Origin of the sequence: Kitasatospora sp. SC0581 (assembly GCF_048159585.1) — a bacterium.
In the GTDB taxonomy this organism is placed as follows: domain Bacteria; phylum Actinomycetota; class Actinomycetes; order Streptomycetales; family Streptomycetaceae; genus Kitasatospora.
The window spans coordinates 94,741-110,797 of sequence record NZ_JBLRWA010000003.1; the positions used below are offsets into that span (position 1 = coordinate 94,741).

Genomic DNA, 16,057 nt, shown 5'->3' on the forward strand with positions numbered 1-16,057 from the left:
CCAGTTCCACCGACCGCTCAGGAAACCTCCGCCCCCGCGGGCTCGGCCAGTGTGACCGCACTCACCCCCACCCGGGCGATCCGCCGGCCCTCGACCTTGGCCACCGTCAGCAGCACCCCGCCGCCCCCCTCGACGGGCACCCGCACCTGGTCGCCGTCCCGGGGCAGCCGGCCGAGCGCGGCGACCAGGCAGCCGGCCACCGTCTCGTACGGGCCCTCGGGCAGGGTGACGCCGGTCTCCTCGGCGAAGTCGCCGAGGTTGAGCAGACCGTCCAGCTCCATGCCGCCGCCGGCCAGCCGCCGGGTGGGGGCGGCCGCCGGGCTGTCGTACTCGTCCCGGATCTCGCCGATCACCTCCTCGACCAGGTCCTCCAGGGTGACGATCCCGGCGGTGCCGCCGTACTCGTCCACCACGATGGCCAGGTGGTGGCCCTCCCGGCGCATCTCGCCCATCGCCTCCAGCACCCGCTTGGTGCCGGGCAGCAGCTTCACCGGGCGGGCCAGGTCACGGACCTTGACGGCCTGCTCGCCGCGCGCGCCGTACAGGTCGCGGACGTGGACGAAGCCGACCACCGCGTCGGCGCTGCCCTCGACCACCGGGTAGCGCGAGTGCGGCGAGGTGTCGGCCTGGTGCCGGACGGCGGCCAGCGGGCGCTCGGCGTCCAGGAAGGTCACCTCGGTGCGCGGGACCATCACCTCGCGCAGCTGGCGCTCCCCGGCGGAGAACACGTCGGCGATCAACGCCCGTTCGTCGCTTCCGAGTTCGGTATTGGCGGCGACCAGGCCGCGCAGCTCCTCGGAGCTCATCGAGCCGCGGCCCGCGGTCGGGTCGCCGCCGAGCAGCCGGACCATCAGGTTGGTGGAGTGGCCGAGCAGCCAGATCACCGGCCGCAGCACCACCGACATCACGTCCACCACCGGGGCGGCGACGACCGCGATCGACTCGGCGCGCTGCAGGCCGATCCGCTTGGGGGTCAGCTCGCCCAGCACCAGCGAGGCGTAGCTGATCACCAGGGTGAGGCCGACCAGGGCCACCGCGGCGGCCACGCCCTCGGACAGCCCGGCCCGGACGAACAGCGGGGCGACCTTGCCGGCCAGGGTGTCCGCGCCGAAGGCGGCGGACAGGAAGCCCATGCAGGTCACCCCGACCTGGACGGCGGCCAGGAAGCGGTTGGGGTCGGCGGCCAGGTGCGCGGCCCGGGCGGCGCGGCGGGTGCCGTGCGCCTCCAGCGTCCGGATCTGGCCCTCGCGCAGCGAGATCAGCGAGATCTCGGCGACGTTGAACAACCCGCCCAGCAGGATGAAGACGAGGACGAGCGCGGCGTCCCCGAGTGTTTCGTTCACAGCGGGCCAGTGTAGGACGGCCGGTACCGGCCGGGGCCGGACACGACGGCGGAGCACCGGTCCGGACGCCGCCGCGGAACCCGGGCCCGCACGACGGCGGAGCCCGGTCCGGACACGGCGGCGGCCCGCCGCTTCCGGGAAGGAAGCGGCGGGCCGCCGGTGGAGCCGTGCGGGGCGGGCTCAGATGAGGCCCAGCTCCTGGACCGCGTCGCGCTCCTCGGTCAGCTCCTTGACCGAGGCGTCGATGCGGGCGCGCGAGAAGTCGGAGATCTCCAGGCCCTGGACGATCTCGAACTTGCCGTCCTTGGTGGTGACCGGGAAGGAGGAGATCAGGCCCTCCGGAACGCCGTAGGAGCCGTCGGAGACGACACCCATGGAGGTCCAGTCGCCCTCGGCGGTGCCGTTGACCCAGGTGTGCACGTGGTCGATGGCGGCGTTGGCGGCCGAGGCGGCCGAGGAGGCGCCACGGGCCTCGATGATGGCGGCGCCGCGCTTGGCGACGGTCGGGATGAAGTCGTTCTCCAGCCAGGCCAGGTCGCTGCCGACGGCCTCGAAGGCCGGCTTGCCGGCGATCTCGGCCTGGAAGACGTCCGGGTACTGGGTCGCGGAGTGGTTGCCCCAGATGGTGACGCGCTTGATGTCCGAGACCAGGGCGCCGGTCTTGGCGGACAGCTGGCCGACGGCGCGGTTGTGGTCCAGGCGGGTCATCGCGGTGAAGCGCTCGGCCGGGACGTCCGGGGCGTTGCGCTGGGCGATCAGGGCGTTGGTGTTGGCCGGGTTGCCGACGACCAGGACCTTGATGTCGTCCGCGGCGTGGTCGTTGATGGCCTTGCCCTGCGGGCCGAAGATGCCGCCGTTGGCCTGCAGCAGGTCGCCGCGCTCCATGCCCGCGGTGCGCGGACGGGCGCCGACCAGCAGCGCGACGTTGGCGCCGTCGAAGGCCTCGTTCGGGTTGTCCGTGATGGTGATGTCGCGCAGCAGCGGGAAGGCGCAGTCGACGAGCTCCATGGCGGTGCCCTCGGCGGCCTTGAGGCCCTGCGGGATCTCCAGGAGGCGCAGGTTCACCGGCACGTCGGCGCCGAGCAGGTGGCCCGAGGCGATGCGGAAGAGCAGCGCGTAGCCGATCTGGCCGGCCGCGCCGGTGATGGTGACGTTGACGGGGGTGCGGGTCATTTCTACCTTCTCCAGCAAATCGCCAGGCGCCCCAGGCACACCGGCACTGGAGCCAGGATGATCTCTCTCGACGTCGAGAGACCGGCGTCAGGTTATCGCAAAGGGAAGCGTACGCCTGGTGTCCCGGCGTGGCTGATGCGTCACAGAAGAAAGGCGGCCCCCGCCCGGGCCCTGGATTTCCATGGCGTCGGGCGGGGGCCGTCACGGGCCGCGGGTCAGTGCCGGGGCCGGCCCATCAGCTGGCCGATGTTGTCGAGCAACGGGATCTGCACCCACGGGTTCGGCTGCGCCACCAGGGTCAGCAGCACGATCGAGAGGCCCAGGAAGCTCAGCACGATCACGTCGGTGAAGCGGCTGCGCACCGCCAGCATCCCGACCTCGGGCAGCACCAGCCGCAGCACCGCGCCGAGCAGCACGCCGCCGCCGAGGATCAGCAGCCCGTACTTGAAGCCGTCCTTGAAGTCGGCGAACCAGGTGACCGCGAGGCCGGCGCCGACGACCAGCAGGACGAGCGTGATCGGCCACTGCCGGACCGGCAGGGCGTGATCGCGTCCGAGGGCCGCGGCCGAGCCCTCGGGCGGCAGGGTGCCGGTGGTCTTGACCGGCCTGCGGCGGGACCGGGCCGATCGCGGTTCAGTCATGCTCGCCGTCCCTGGGGTGTCAGATGCCGGCGCGGCGCTCGGCCGCCTCGACGATGTTGTTGAGCAGCATCGCGCGGGTCATCGGGCCCACGCCGCCGGGGTTCGGGGAGATCCAGCCGGCCACCTCGGCCACCCCCGGGTGCACGTCGCCGACGATCTTGCCCTCGCTGCGGCTGACGCCCACGTCCAGCACCGCCGCGCCCGGCTTGACGTCCTCCGGCTTGACCAGGTGCGGCACGCCGGCGGCGGCCACGATGATGTCGGCCTTGCGCAGGTGGGCGCCGAGGTCCCGGGTGCCGGTGTGGCACAGGGTGACGGTGGCGTTCTCGCTGCGGCGGGTCAGCAGCAGGCCGATCGAACGGCCGACGGTGATGCCGCGGCCGACCACGACCACCTCGGCGCCGTTGATCTCGACGTCGTGGCGGCGCAGCAGCTCGACGATGCCGAGCGGGGTGCACGGCAGCGGGCCGTCGATGCCCAGGGCGAGCCGGCCGAGCGAGGTCGGGTGCAGGCCGTCGGCGTCCTTGTCCGGGTCCATCAGCTCCAGGACCGGGTTCTGGTCCAGGCCCTTGGGCAGCGGCAGCTGGACGATGTAGCCGGTGCAGGTCGGGTCGGCGTTGAGCTCGCGGACGACGTTCTCCACGTCCTCCTGGGTGGCGGTGGCGGGCAGCTCGCGCTGGATCGAGGCGATGCCGACCTCGGCGCAGTCCTTGTGCTTCCCGTTCACGTACCAGCGGCTGCCCGGGTCGTCGCCGACCAGGACGGTGCCGAGGCCGGGCGTGACGCCCTTCGCCTTGAGGGCCGCCACGCGGGCGGCGAGTTCGGACTTGATCGCGGCGGCGGTGGCCTTGCCATCGAGAATCTGGGCAGTCATGACCCCATTCTCCCGGATCGCCGGGGGTCTCCGTACCGAGGGCGTCCGACCGCTCGGGCCACGGTTCCGGGGGTGGCCGGGCCGGGGAACGGGCGCCCGGCCGGGCTGGTGGCCGGGTGGGGGAACCGGCGGGTGAACGGACGGGTACGAAGGTCCACCGCACATTGCGGTTGCGCCACAGTCTCGGCGCGGCACGCGGAACCGGCTGGACAGGGCGCCGTCGTCCGGATGACGATAAGCGCATTCCCGCCGCGAACCGGCCCGGTGACGGGCCGACGGACCCGCGGTGGGGCGTACCCGGGGGAAAGAGCCAGTGAGCCGACCAGAGCAGAGCCAGCAGTCCGACCGCGGGGGCACCGTCCCGCCCGCACCGCACCCGTCGGCTGCCTCGCGCCCCTGACGCTCACCACGCTGCCGAGCCGCGGCGCCCGTCACCGCCGCCGGGCTGTCACCCCGCTCGGCTAACGTCCCCTTCGGCCGGTGACCCTTGTCACCGGTCGGCACCGGGCCGTCAGCGTCCCGTCCCCGCGTCCCCGCAACTGCCCGGAGGCATCCATGAGTTACCCGCCCGACCCGAACAACCCGTACGGCCAGCCGCAGGCCGCCCCGGGCTACGGCTACCCGCAGCAGGCCCCGCCGCCGCAGGCCGCCCCGGGCTACGGCTACCCGCAGGCCGCCCCGGCCTACGGCTACGCGCCGATGGCCCCGCCGTCCATGCCGGGCCTGGTGACCACCGCCCGCGTGCTGCTGTTCATAGTCGGCGGCGTGCAGACGCTGCTCGCGATCCTCTACATGGTCATCGGGGCGGTCGCCAAGGACGCCACCAACGCCACCCGGGCCGCGAGCGAGGACAACCCGTTCACCGCGCTGGGCGACGCCGCCGCCGGCGTCCTGATCGTCGTCGCCGTGCTGTTCGGCCTGTTCGCCGCGCTCTCCATCACGCTCGGCGCGAAGTTCGGCAAGGGCGGCAACGCCGTCCGGGTCACCACCATCGTGTACGGCTCGCTCGGCGCCCTGATCGGCCTGCTGATCCTGCTGGGCGCCATCACCGGCGGCACCGCGGTCGGCCTGGTCATGGCCCTGCTCTGGCTGGCGATCAGCATCATCTGGATCACCGCCATGTGCGTCCAGGACGGCGTCAACTGGTTCAACCGGCCGCGGTACTGACCGGCCCGCAGGACCACGCCGGAGCGGCCCGGCTCCCTCCTCGGAGGGGGCCGGGCCGCTCTGTCGTTCCGTCACGCCGTCACGCCGGCGGCGGGATCAGTGGAAGAAGTGCCGCGCGCCGGTGAAGTACATGGTCACGCCGGCCTCGGCGGCCGCCGCGACGACCTCCTCGTCACGGATCGAGCCGCCGGGCTGGACGATCGCCTTGACGCCGGCCGCGATCAGGATCGCCGGACCGTCCGCGAACGGGAAGAAGGCGTCCGAGGCCGCGTAGGCGCCCTTGGCGCGCTCGCCGGCCCGCTCGACCGCGAGCTTGCAGGAGTCCACCCGGTTGACCTGGCCCATGCCGACGCCGACCGAGGCGCCGTCCTTGGCCAGCAGGATCGCGTTGGACTTGACGGCCCGGCAGGCCCGCCAGGCGAAGGCCAGCTCGGCCAGCTCGGCCGCGGTCAGCGCCTCGCCGGTGGCGAGGGTCCAGTTCGCCGGGTCGTCGCCCTCGGCGTGCACCCGGTCGGCGTCCTGGAGCAGCACGCCGCCGGAGACCGGGCGCACCTCCTGGCGGTTGGCCGGGGCCTCGGGGGCGAGCAGCACCCGCAGGTTCTTCTTGCGGGTGAGCACCTCCAGGGCGCCCTCCTCGTAGCCGGGGGCCACGACGACCTCGGTGAAGATCGGGGCGATCTGCTCGGCCAGCGCCACGGTGACCGGGCGGTTGACGGCGATCACGCCGCCGTACGCGGAGACCGGGTCGCACTCGTGGGCCTTGCGGTGCGCCTCGGCGACGTCGGCGCCGGTCGCGATGCCGCACGGGTTGGCGTGCTTGATGATCGCGACGGCCGGCTCGGCGTGGTCGTAGGCGGCGCGGCGGGCGGCGTCGGTGTCGACGTAGTTGTTGTACGACATCTCCTTGCCGTGCAGCTGCTGCGCGCCGGCCAGGCCGCCGGTGCCGTCGCTGTACAGCGCGGCGCCCTGGTGCGGGTTCTCGCCGTAGCGCAGCACGTTCTGGCGCTCCCAGGTGGCGCCGAGGAACTCGGGGAAGCGCTCGTCGCTGGGCGCGTAGCCGGCCTCGAACCAGGAGGCGACGGCCACGTCGTAGGCGGCGGTGTGGGCGAACGCGGCACCGGCCAGGCGCTTGCGGGTGGCCAGGTCGAAGCCGCCCTCCTGGGCGGCCTTCAGCACGTCGCCGTAGCGGGCCGGGTCGACCACCACGGCCACCGAGGGGTGGTTCTTGGCGGCGGCGCGCACCATGCTCGGGCCGCCGATGTCGATCTGCTCGACGCACTCGTCCGGGGTGGCGCCGGAGGCGACGGTGGCCTTGAACGGGTAGAGATTCACCACGACCAGGTCGAAGGGCTCGACGCCGAGCTCGGCCAGCTGGGCGCGGTGCGACTCCAGTCGCAGGTCGGCCAGCACGCCGGCGTGCACGCGGGGGTGCAGCGTCTTCACGCGCCCGTCCAGGCACTCCGGGAAGCCGGTCAGCTCGGAGACCTCGGTCACCGGGACGCCGGCGGCGGCGATCCGGCCGGCGGTGGAGCCGGTGGAGACGATGGCGACCCCGGCGGCGTGCAGGCCCTGGGCCAGCTCCTCCAGACCGGTCTTGTCGTACACGCTGATCAGCGCGCGACGGATCGGACGAACGTTCTCCGAAACGGGCGTGGTGGAGCTGGCACTCATGCCGGAATCCATACCTTTCGGTCCTCGATGCGGTGACCCTCGCGGGCCAGCCGGCCCACGATGTCGACGAGCAGCTTGCGCTCGACAGTCTTGATGCGCTCGTGCAGCGCTTCGCCGCCATCGGCGTGGTCGGCGTCGACGACCTCGACGACGCCCTGCGCGATGATCGGCCCGGTGTCCACGCCGGAGTCGACCAGGTGGACGGTGCAGCCGGTGACCTTCACCCCGTACGCGAGCGCGTCGGTGACGCCGTGGGCGCCGGGGAAGGCGGGCAGCAGTGCGGGGTGGGTGTTGACGATCCGCCCGGTGAAGGCGGCGATGAACTCGGGGCCGAGGATCTTCATGAAACCGGCCGTGACCACCAGGTCCGGCCGGTACTCGGCGACGGAGGCGGTCAGCGCGCGGTCCCAGGCGGCCCGGTCCGGGTGGTCCTTCACCCGGTGGACGAAGGTCGGCAGGCCCGCCTTCTCCGCCCGCTCCAGACCGGCGATCCCGTCCCGGTCCGCACCGACGGCGAGGATCTCGGCGCCGTACGCCGGATCGGCGGCGGCCTCGATCAGCGCCTGCAGGTTGGTGCCGGAGCCGGAGACCAGCACGACCAGGCGGGCCGGTCCGGGCGTACGGGGCGGGAAGTGCTGGGCGGGGGCGGCGGCCACTGCGCGTTTCTCCGTAGGTCGGGCGCCGTCCGCTGGTACGTCCACCGGCGGTGGGGCCACTACGAACGGCAGGTCGAGCGAGGGGGAACTCCGGGGAAACCCGCCGCGACGCGGGCCCGGGGGAACCTCTGTGGGCTGCTGACCGTCACCACGATAACGGCTGGTCGGACGGCCTCCGCACCCTCCCGGCGGCGCTACGCGCGTAGTTGAGACGGGGATCTCCTCCGGCCCGCCGCACCGGAGTTGCCCCGGCCCGCACCGGCCCGCCGACGGGCAGCGGGCGGCCCGACGGACGGCCGCGGGACCATCCCGCCGGACGGCCGCCGGATCGGCCTGCGGGATCATTGGGGCGCGGAAGACCGCTCCGACCCGAGAACCTCCGAACGAGCCCCGACCGAGAAGGAATGGCTGAACCCATGAGCAGCGGCGACGACACCGGCGAGCGCAACCCCTTCGCGCCGCCGCCGGCGGATACCCCGGACCAGCCGTGGCAGCCGCGCAGCCCCTGGGCCGGCGGGGGCCAGGACGGCCCCGGCGGACCCGCAGGCCCCGGCGGCGAGGACGGCGGGCGCCCGCAGCTTCCGCCGCCGTGGGGCCCCGGCGGCGACGGCCGCCCCGGCCAGCGGCCGCCGGCCCCGCAGCCGCCCCGGCTCGACCCCGCGGACCCGGCCCACCGCAAGGCCCGCAACGCCGCGCTGGCCGGACCGTTCGCGCTGGTCTGCCTGTTCACGGGGTTCCACTGGATCGCCCTGCTGGCCGGGGCGCTCGGCATCGTCTGGGGCGTCGGCGCGCTGCGGGCCCGGCGGCCCGCCCCGGCCGCCGGCGCGCTCGCCGGGCCGGGCGGCCCGTACCCCGTCGCCCCCGCGTCGAACCCGCTCACCCCGGCCGCGCTCGCCGGCATCCTGACCGGCGCGATGACCATCGTGGTCGCCACCTCGGTGATCGGCCTCGGGTACCACTACCGCGAGTACGTCACCTGCGTCCAGGACTCGCTGACCTCCGTCGGCGCCCAGAACTGCGACCGGTACGCGCCGCAGTGGTACGTGGACTTCACCGGGAACGCCGAGTAGCCGGGCCTCCGGGACCGGTCGGGTCTCCCGGGCGGCTCATTCGGTCCGGTCCGCGCGGGCGGCCTGATCCGTGCGGACGGCCTGATCCGTACGGACGGCCTGATCCGTACGGACGGCCTGATCCTCAGGGCCGGCCGGGTCCCGGTCCTCGGGGCCCGGTTCGTCGGCGGTCCCGACGCCCGGTCCGGAGAGCCGCAGCACCAGGGCGTACGTACCGGCGCGCAGTTCCAGTGCGCCCCGGCGGGCCTGCCGCACGAGCCGGGCGTACACGCCCCCGCCGTCCGCCGGGCCCAGCGTGCGGTACCGGACCAGCAGCGCGCCCGGGACGGCGACCAGCGCGATCCAGCCCGCCGCCGCCGGGCCCGTCCACGGCACCGGCCCCACCCAGGCCAGCCGCTCCCCCGCCAGCGCCCCGCCGGAGAGCCAGCCCAGCACCGCTGCCCCGGCCCCGACCGACAGCGCCGCCGCCAGCGCGGCCACCGCCGTCGCGGCCGGCGGCCACGGCTCGGGCCGCTCCCCCGACCCGGCGCCCGGCAGCCGCCGGCCCGCCGCCGCCCGCCCCAGCAGCACCGCCGGCACCACCCCGGCCAGCAGCGGCAGCACCGACACCGCGAGCCGCCAGCCGCCCGGCCCGTCCGCCGGCAGCAGGGCGAACAGCGGGAACTCCGGCACCGGGCCCAGCGCCGTACCGACCGGCGACACCACCGTCCCGGCGCCCACCGCGAAGCCCGGACCCAGCGCGTACGCCGCGCCCCACAGCACCGCGTTCGGCAGCAGCACCAGCGCGAGCAGCAGCAGCCCCACCACCGCGACGGGCCCGCTCCCCAGCAGCGCCATCCCGCGCCCGCCGCCGGCCACCGCGTCCAGCACCGCCGAGCACACCACCAGCAGGCCGCCCGCCGCGACCAGCCCGGCCCCGGCCGCCAGCGCCGCGGCCCGGACCACCGGCGCGCCGTCGACCGGGCGGTACGGGGGCGGGAGGAGGTCCAGCGGGGAGTCGGCCGGCACGTCGAGGACGGTCACCGAACGGGCCCCGGCGGCCGTCGCCAGGCCCGCGACCGACGCCACCACCAGGACGTCCAGCAGCACCCGGCTGCGGAACAGCCCGTCGCCCGCGCAGTGCAGCGCCACCCCCACGGCCACCGCGCAGTACCCCGCCCACACCGCCGCCGGGCCGCCCCAGCGCGGGCGCGGCCCGCGCCGTGCCGCCACCCCGGCGGCCGCCCGGTGGAGCCGGACCACGGCCAGCACGCCGAGCAGCAGCGGAGTGACGGTCAGCGGGGCGTCCGTCGGCCCGCGCAGCAGCGGCGCCCCGTGCCCGAGCAGCCAGAGCACCCCCGCCAACCGGGTGACAGCGGCCGCGCCGTCGTCCGCGTACGGCGTCGCGATCCAGAGCCCGAGCACCGGCAGCCCGACCGCCGCCAGGCCGACCAGCGCCGTCCGCACTCCCGCCAACAGGTCGGCCAGCGCGGGGCGTCCGCCCAACACGCCGGGCGGTTCCAGGATCGGACGACCCATCAGCTGCGTCATGGGCCACATGGTGCCAAGGCGACTCGCCATGCTCCGTGAAGCGCCAAACCGCCGCCGTGTCCCAGATTATTGGCTTATGCGCATTTTCAGACCCTGCCCCCAAGCCGCCGGCGCCCCGGCCCGGAGCGTCTGATGACCACGCCACCCACCGCCGACTCCCCCACCCCGGAGCGCCACCGCAAGCCCGACCATGCCGGGACCGACGCGGGCCGCCTGCTGCGGAAACTGACCCCCCGTGAGGCCCAGACCCTGGCCCACCTCGCGGCCGGCCACGACCTCCCCCGCACCGCCGCCGCCCTCGGGGTCACCCCGAACACCGCCCGCAGCTACCTCCAGCGCGCCCTGCGCAAGCTCGGCACCCGCACCGAGGCGGAGGCCTTCGCCCTGCTGGCGGGCGCGCTGCCGCACCCCCCGGACCCCGGCCCGACCGGGCGCCCGGCGAACCCCGCCGGCCTCGACCCGGCCGCTGCCGGCCCCGGAGCGGGGGTGGGGACGGGGACGGGGGCAGGCGGGGACGCGACCGGGAAGCGGCGCCGCACCCGGAGCGGGAAGCCCGCCCCGGCACCCTCCGGCGGCACCCCGCGGGCCACCGCCGACGAGCGCGCGCGGACGACCCGGCCGACGCGGGGCGTGGACGGCGACGCGAGCCCCGGGGCTCCGGCCGAGGATCCGCGCCAGGCCTCCACAAGGGGCGCCACCCCCGGGCGCGCACAGGGGGCGTGCACGCCCGCGCTCCCGACCGGAGGCGCCGCCACGGACCACGAGCCGACGGCCCCTGCCGACCCCGGCCCACCCGGCGGCGGAAGCGAGTCGGCGCCCCCTGCCGACCCCGGTCGGCACGCTGACGCCCCCGACACCGGACAGGGCCGGACGGAGAACTCCCCGTCCGCAGGCCCCGGCCACGCGCCGATGGCCGCCCCGGACGCGGACGCCCGCGGCGGCGCACCGTACCGGGCCCCGGCCGCGCAGGATGCCGACGGAGGACAGCCGGCACCCGCCCCCGTGGAGCGCGCGTCCGCCGACCCCGGGCAGGCACCGAAGGAGCACGCCACCCCCGCCGGGCGCGGCCCCGTCAGCCCCGGCCGGGCGGCGCTGGCCGCCGCCGCGCCCTCGAGCGCGGAGGACGACCTCGACGCGGAGGCCCCGGCGGTCACCTTCGAGGAGCTCTACGAGACCGTCCACACCCGGCTGGTGCAGCAGGTGTTCCTGCTGACCGCCTGCCGGCACCGGGCGGTGCACTGCGTACGGCGGGCGTTCGGGGAGGCGCGCCGGAGCTGGGGCGCGGTCACCGCTTCGGGGAACCCGGAGGGGTGGGTGCGGGTGCGCGCCTGCGAGCTGGCGCTGTCCCCGTGGCACCGGGGCGGGCCCCGGCGGTCGCACGCCTGGGGGCTGCCGCACCGGCGGATCAGGGTGCGGCCGGCCGACGAGTCGCAGGCGGTCCTGCCGGACCACGACCGGCTGACCGACCGGGACCGGGCGCTGCTGAAGGCGCTGAAGCGGCTGTCCCGCCCCCAGCGCCGGGCGCTGGTGCTGCACGACGGCCTGGGGTTCCCGGCGGCGGCGGTCGCGGTGGAGGTGGAGTCCACGCGGGCGGCGGCCGAGGGGCGGGTGTGGGCGGCGCGGGCGGCGCTGGCGCAGTGGGTGCCGGAGCTGGTCGGGCCGGATCCGGCGGAGCCGGGCTTCGCGGACGGGCTGAGCGGGCTGCTGCACCGGGCGGCGGTGCGCGGCTGCCCGGAGCCGCACCGTGCGCCGGTGGCGGTGCTGCGGGCCCGGCACCGGCTCTGGACGGCGAGCCGGACGGGTGCGGCGGCGCTGCTGACGCTCGCGGTGGGCGGGGCGGTGCTGGCGACCCTGGCGGGGGTGCGCCCGGCGGGGCTGTTCCGGCCGTCCGCCCCGCCGACGCCCGCGGCCTGTCTGCCCGCCGCTCCGCCCGCCCCCGGGTCGGAGGCGGCGGAATCGGCGGACGCGGCGAACGCGGCGGGGCCGGGTGTGCCGCTGCTGCCGGGCGGGGCGCCGAACGGCATCACCAGCATCTGGTGCAGCCCGGCGCCCGGTCTGGAGGCCGTCCTGGTGGATCCGCGGCCGCAGGCGGCCGCGCGCTGGGAGCTGCCGGCGGCGGCCCGGGGCGCCGCTCCCCCGCCGCAGGGCCCGGTGGCCTGTCCGCTGTGGTCGCCGCTGCCCTGCACCACGGGGCCGAGGGAGCGCTGAGCGACCGGGGCGCGCCGGAAACGGCGAGCGCCCCCGCCCGGGGAGGGCGGGGGCGCTCGTCACGCGCGGGGCGGGATCAGCCCTGGGCGGCGATGATCTCGCGGGCCAGGCGGGCGGTCTCGGACGGCGTCTTGCCGACCTTGACACCGGCGGCCTCGAGGGCCTCCTTCTTCGCCTGGGCGGTGCCCGAGGAGCCGGAGACGATGGCGCCGGCGTGGCCCATGGTCTTGCCCTCGGGGGCGGTGAAGCCGGCGACGTAGCCGACGACCGGCTTGGTGACGTGCTCGGCGATGAAGGCCGCGGCACGCTCCTCGGCGTCGCCACCGATCTCACCGATCATGACGATGAGCTCGGTCTCCGGGTCCTCCTGGAAGGCCTTGAGCGCGTCGATGTGGGTGGTGCCGATGACCGGGTCGCCACCGATGCCCACGGCCGAGGTGAAGCCGATGTCCCGCAGCTCGTACATGAGCTGGTAGGTCAGGGTGCCGGACTTCGAGACCAGGCCGATCTTGCCGGAGCTGGTGATGTCGGCCGGGATGATGCCGGCGTTCGACTGTCCGGGGCTGATCAGACCCGGGCAGTTCGGGCCGATGATGCGGGTCTTGTTGCCCTTGGCACCGGCGTGCGCCCAGAAGGCGGCGGTGTCGTGCACCGGGACGCCCTCGGTGATGACGATGGCCAGGCCGATCTCGGCGTCGATGGCCTCGATCGCGGCGGCCTTGGTGAAGGCCGGCGGGACGAAGAGGACCGTGACGTCGGCGCCGGTCTTCTCCATGGCCTCGGCGACGGTGCCGAAGACCGGGATCTCGGTGCCGTCGACGTCGACCGTGGTACCGGCCTTGCGCGGGTTGACGCCGCCGACGATCTGGGTGCCGGAGGCGAGCATGCGGCGGGTGTGCTTCATGCCCTCGGCGCCGGTCATGCCCTGGACGATGACCTTGCTGTCCTTGGTAAGGAAGATAGCCATGGTGTTAAGTCCCCTTCCTTACTTGTTGGCCAGCTCGGCGGCGCGGTCAGCGGCGCCGTCCATGGTGTCCACGCGCTGCACCAGCGGGTGGTTGGCGTCGTCGAGGATCTTGCGACCCAGCTCCGCGTTGTTGCCGTCCAGGCGGACGACCAGCGGCTTGGAGACGTTCTCGCCCTTGCTCTCCAGGAGCGCCAGGGCCTGCACGATGCCGTTGGCGACCGCGTCGCACGCGGTGATGCCGCCGAAGACGTTGACGAAGACCGACTTGACGTCGGGGTCGCCCAGGATGATCTCCAGGCCGTTCGCCATCACCTCGGCGGACGCGCCGCCACCGATGTCGAGGAAGTTGGCGGGCTTGACGCCGCCGTGGTTCTCACCGGCGTAGGCGACCACGTCGAGGGTGCTCATGACGAGGCCCGCGCCGTTGCCGATGATGCCGACCTGGCCGTCGAGCTTGACGTAGTTCAGGCCCTTGGCCTTGGCGGCGGCCTCCAGCGGGTTGGCCGCGGCCTTGTCCTCCAGGGCCTCGTGCTCGGGCTGGCGGAACTCGGCGTTCTCGTCCAGGGAGACCTTGCCGTCGAGCGCGATGATCTTGCCGTCACCGGACTTGATCAGCGGGTTGACCTCGACGAGGAGGGCGTCCTCCTTGATGAAGACGGTCCACAGCTTCTGCAGGACCTCGGCGACCTGGTCGGCGACCTCGGCCGGGAACTTCGCCGCGGCGACGATCTCGGCGGCCTTCTCCGGGGTGCAGCCCTCGTTGGCGTCGACCGGGATCTTGGCGAGCGCCTCGGGGTTCTGCTCGGCGACGACCTCGATCTCCACGCCGCCCTCGACGCTGGCCATGGCCAGGAAGGTGCGGTTGGTGCGGTCCAGCAGGAACGAGACGTAGTACTCGTCCTTGATGTCCGCGGTCTGGGCCAGCATCACCTTGTGAACGGTGTGGCCCTTGATGTCCATGCCGAGGATCTGCTCGGCCTTGGCGACGGCGTCCGCCGGGTCGGCGGCGAGCTTGACGCCGCCGGCCTTGCCTCGGCCGCCCACCTTCACCTGAGCCTTGACGACGGCGCGGCCGCCGAAGCGCTCCGCGATGGCGGCAGCGTCTGCGGCGGTCTCGATGACATCGCCGTCAAGCACGGGCACACCGTGCTTGGCGAAGAGGTCCCTCGCCTGGTACTCGAACAGGTCCACGTGTTTGTCCTTGTTCGTGGTCGCGGATTGTGTCTCTACGAGCGTGCCACGGCAGGATCTTCGCTGCGGGTCGTCGGGGCGGTGCGGGTACGCAGAGGTACGGCCTTGCGGCCCACACAGCCACGGGCGCTCACGTCAATCAACACGCGCGTCACGTCCGTCTGGCAGGTTATCCCCGCAGGGCCGGGCAGTTCCGCCCGGGGCCTGTCCGCCCCGGGTGAGAACCGTCACAAACAGCCCGGCGGGACGGGGTGGACGGCCGGTCCGCCGATCACGCGGATTAGCGCGTCCGGGTGAATTCCTCACGCCCCCTGGTCGGCCCCCCTGATCAGGCCCCGCGGGATCGGGCGCTTCTCGATGGCCGCCGCCATGATCTCCGGGAACGCGTCCGGGGTGCAGGCGAAGGCCGGGGCGCCGAGCGAGGCCAGGGCGGCGGCGTGCGCGTGGTCGTACGCCGGGGCCCCCTCGTCGGAGAGCGCCAGCAGGGCGATGAACTGGACGCCGGCCGCCTTCATCGCGGCGACCCGCTTGAGCATGCCGTCCCGGATGCCGCCCTCGTACAGGTCGCTGATCAGCACCACGACGGTCTCGGAGGGCCGGGTGATCCTCGACTGGCAGTAGGCGAGCGCGCGGTTGATGTCGGTGCCGCCGCCGAGCTGGGTGGCGAACAGGACGTCGACCGGGTCGGTGAGCTGCTCGGTGAGGTCGACCACCGAGGTGTCGAAGACGACCAGGCGGGTGTCCAGGGTGCGCATCGAGGAGAGCACCGCGCCGAAGACCGCCGAGTGGACGACCGAGGGCGCCATCGAGCCGGACTGGTCGACGCAGAGGATGACGTCCTTCTTCACGGCGCGCTGGGCGCGGGCGTAGCCGACCAGCCGCTCGGGGACGACGGTGCCGTGCTCGGGCAGGTAGTTCTTCAGGTTGGCCCGGATGGTGCGGTCCCAGTCGATGTCGCGGTGGCGGGGCCGGTTGACCTTGGCGCTGCGGTCGAGGGCGCCGCCGAGGGTGGCCCGGGTGCGGTCGGCGAGCCGGCGCTCCAGGTCGGCGACCACCTTGCCGACCACCGCCCGGGCGGTCTCCCGGGTGGTCTCGGGCAGCGCGTGCTTGAGCGACAGCAGGGTGCCGACCAGGTGCACGTCCGGCTCGACGGCCTCCAGCATCTCCGGCTCCAGCAGCAGCCGGTCCAGGCCGAGCCGGGAGATCGCGTCCTGCTGCATCAGCTGCACGACGGTGGACGGGAAGTACGTGCGGATGTCGCCCAGCCAGCGGGCCACCTGCGGGGCCGAGCCGCCCAGCCCGGCACTGCGGCGGCCGCCGCGGGCGGCCCGGGCGCCCTCCTCGGGGGCGCCGCGGTAGAGCGCGCCGAGGGCGCCGTCCATCGCGGCGTCGCGGCCGCGCAGGGTGCAGCCGGTGCCGTCGGCCTCACCGCCGAGCACCAGCCGCCAGCGGCGCAGCCGTTCGTCGGTCGTGGGCGCTGCCATCTCGTCCTCCTTCGCCGGGTCGGGCGTCATGGGTCGGGTGTCGTGGGTGTCGGGTGTCACGGGTGGGGTGTGCGGGCCGGGG

At 74.7% G+C, this 16,057-nt stretch carries 13 protein-coding genes; 3 read left to right on the forward strand and 10 right to left on the reverse strand.

The window, feature by feature from the left end:
* Positions 1-17 precede the first annotated feature (17 nt).
* The 4 genes from ACLWS4_RS06640 to ACLWS4_RS06655 all read right to left on the reverse strand — a co-directional run bounded on the left by ACLWS4_RS06640 (position 18) and on the right by ACLWS4_RS06655 (position 4,031).
* Positions 18-1,343, reverse strand: coding sequence for a hemolysin family protein (locus tag ACLWS4_RS06640; RefSeq protein WP_049654801.1), 1,326 nt, complete (start codon positions 1,341-1,343; stop codon positions 18-20).
* A 180-nt stretch (positions 1,344-1,523) separates the two neighbouring features.
* Entirely contained in the window at positions 1,524-2,516 is a 993-nt protein-coding gene (locus ACLWS4_RS06645) for a malate dehydrogenase (RefSeq protein ID WP_049654798.1), read from the reverse strand.
* A 215-nt stretch (positions 2,517-2,731) separates the two neighbouring features.
* Positions 2,732-3,157 (reverse strand): DUF3017 domain-containing protein, encoded by a 426-nt coding sequence (locus tag ACLWS4_RS06650; RefSeq protein ID WP_049654793.1) that lies wholly within the window; start codon positions 3,155-3,157, stop codon positions 2,732-2,734.
* 19 nt (positions 3,158-3,176) lie between these two features.
* Entirely contained in the window at positions 3,177-4,031 is an 855-nt protein-coding gene (locus ACLWS4_RS06655; protein ID WP_049654792.1) for a bifunctional methylenetetrahydrofolate dehydrogenase/methenyltetrahydrofolate cyclohydrolase, read from the reverse strand.
* 555 nt (positions 4,032-4,586) lie between these two features.
* Between ACLWS4_RS06655 and ACLWS4_RS06660 the strand changes: the two genes are divergently transcribed.
* Positions 4,587-5,198, forward strand: coding sequence for a hypothetical protein (locus ACLWS4_RS06660; RefSeq protein WP_049654791.1), 612 nt, complete (start codon positions 4,587-4,589; stop codon positions 5,196-5,198).
* 96 nt (positions 5,199-5,294) lie between these two features.
* On the opposite strand, the gene purH is transcribed toward ACLWS4_RS06660, so the two are convergent.
* Both purH and purN read right to left on the reverse strand, forming a co-directional pair.
* Complete coding sequence (purH, locus tag ACLWS4_RS06665) at positions 5,295-6,869, reverse strand: bifunctional phosphoribosylaminoimidazolecarboxamide formyltransferase/IMP cyclohydrolase (protein ID WP_380744980.1); 1,575 nt, start codon at positions 6,867-6,869, stop codon at positions 5,295-5,297.
* Positions 6,866-7,525, reverse strand: a complete 660-nt coding sequence (gene purN / locus ACLWS4_RS06670; protein WP_387829541.1) for a phosphoribosylglycinamide formyltransferase — start codon at positions 7,523-7,525, stop codon at positions 6,866-6,868. The genes purH and purN overlap by 4 nt, the downstream gene beginning before the upstream one ends.
* A 416-nt stretch (positions 7,526-7,941) precedes the next feature.
* On the opposite strand from purN, the gene ACLWS4_RS06675 reads away from it, so the two are divergent.
* On the forward strand, positions 7,942-8,595 hold the full coding sequence (locus tag ACLWS4_RS06675) for a hypothetical protein (protein ID WP_416873584.1): 654 nt from the start codon (positions 7,942-7,944) through the stop codon (positions 8,593-8,595).
* A gap of 36 nt (positions 8,596-8,631) precedes the next feature.
* On the opposite strand, the gene ACLWS4_RS06680 is transcribed toward ACLWS4_RS06675, so the two are convergent.
* A complete protein-coding gene (locus tag ACLWS4_RS06680; RefSeq protein WP_416873585.1) occupies positions 8,632-10,125 on the reverse strand; it encodes a DUF6350 family protein in 1,494 nt (497 codons plus the stop codon).
* 132 nt (positions 10,126-10,257) lie between these two features.
* On the opposite strand from ACLWS4_RS06680, the gene ACLWS4_RS06685 reads away from it, so the two are divergent.
* Positions 10,258-12,333 (forward strand): sigma factor-like helix-turn-helix DNA-binding protein, encoded by a 2,076-nt coding sequence (locus ACLWS4_RS06685; protein WP_416873586.1) that lies wholly within the window; start codon positions 10,258-10,260, stop codon positions 12,331-12,333.
* Between the two features lie 76 nt (positions 12,334-12,409).
* Here ACLWS4_RS06685 and sucD read toward each other — a convergent pair whose 3' ends face one another.
* The 3 genes from sucD to ACLWS4_RS06700 all read right to left on the reverse strand — a co-directional run bounded on the left by sucD (position 12,410) and on the right by ACLWS4_RS06700 (position 15,975).
* A complete protein-coding gene (gene sucD, locus ACLWS4_RS06690) occupies positions 12,410-13,300 on the reverse strand; it encodes a succinate--CoA ligase subunit alpha (protein ID WP_074003930.1) in 891 nt (296 codons plus the stop codon).
* Positions 13,301-13,318: 18 nt separating this feature from the next.
* On the reverse strand, positions 13,319-14,491 hold the full coding sequence (sucC, locus tag ACLWS4_RS06695) for an ADP-forming succinate--CoA ligase subunit beta (protein ID WP_049659288.1): 1,173 nt from the start codon (positions 14,489-14,491) through the stop codon (positions 13,319-13,321).
* Between the two features lie 302 nt (positions 14,492-14,793).
* Positions 14,794-15,975, reverse strand: coding sequence for a VWA domain-containing protein (locus tag ACLWS4_RS06700; protein WP_049659290.1), 1,182 nt, complete (start codon positions 15,973-15,975; stop codon positions 14,794-14,796).
* Positions 15,976-16,057: the final 82 nt, after the last annotated feature.

Bases quoted from the DNA above. Each gene is read 5' to 3' on its own strand.
- ACLWS4_RS06650 (WP_049654793.1), bottom strand. From the start codon at position 3,157: ATGACTGAACCGCGATCGGCCCGGTCCCGCCGCAGGCCGGTCAAGACC.
- ACLWS4_RS06660 (WP_049654791.1), top strand. From the start codon at position 4,587: ATGAGTTACCCGCCCGACCCGAACAACCCGTACGGCCAGCCGCAGGCC.
- ACLWS4_RS06680 (WP_416873585.1), bottom strand. From the start codon at position 10,125: ATGACGCAGCTGATGGGTCGTCCGATCCTGGAACCGCCCGGCGTGTTG.
- ACLWS4_RS06645 (WP_049654798.1), bottom strand. From the start codon at position 2,516: ATGACCCGCACCCCCGTCAACGTCACCATCACCGGCGCGGCCGGCCAG.
- ACLWS4_RS06700 (WP_049659290.1), bottom strand. From the start codon at position 15,975: ATGGCAGCGCCCACGACCGACGAACGGCTGCGCCGCTGGCGGCTGGTG.
- ACLWS4_RS06675 (WP_416873584.1), top strand. From the start codon at position 7,942: ATGAGCAGCGGCGACGACACCGGCGAGCGCAACCCCTTCGCGCCGCCG.
- sucD (WP_074003930.1), bottom strand. From the start codon at position 13,300: ATGGCTATCTTCCTTACCAAGGACAGCAAGGTCATCGTCCAGGGCATG.
- purH (WP_380744980.1), bottom strand. From the start codon at position 6,869: ATGAGTGCCAGCTCCACCACGCCCGTTTCGGAGAACGTTCGTCCGATC.
- ACLWS4_RS06685 (WP_416873586.1), top strand. From the start codon at position 10,258: ATGACCACGCCACCCACCGCCGACTCCCCCACCCCGGAGCGCCACCGC.
- ACLWS4_RS06655 (WP_049654792.1), bottom strand. From the start codon at position 4,031: ATGACTGCCCAGATTCTCGATGGCAAGGCCACCGCCGCCGCGATCAAG.